The organism is Streptomyces sp. BR123 (assembly GCF_013401435.1).
Classification (GTDB): domain Bacteria; phylum Actinomycetota; class Actinomycetes; order Streptomycetales; family Streptomycetaceae; genus Streptomyces.
Map to the genome: position 1 here is coordinate 1 of NZ_JACBGN010000708.1, position 257 is coordinate 257.

General features: G+C 56.0%; 1 rRNA gene. It reads right to left on the reverse strand.

The features are described from left to right. Positions 1 to 257, reverse strand: a 23S ribosomal RNA gene (locus HYE82_RS37135); the annotation flags it as partial.

Consider the following 257-nt stretch of genomic DNA (forward strand, 5'->3'; position numbering starts at 1 on the left):
AGTTTCTCACTCTTGTATCGCTACTCATGCCTGCATTCTCACTCGTGAACCGTCCACAACTACCTTCCGGCGCTGCTTCACCCGGCACACGACGCTCCCCTACCCATCACAACACCCGTTGGGGCTTATCGCTGCAATGACACGACTTCGGCGGTACGCTTGAGCCCCGCTACATTGTCGGCGCGGAATCACTTGACCAGTGAGCTATTACGCACTCTTTCAAGGGTGGCTGCTTCTAAGCCAACCTCCTGGTTGTC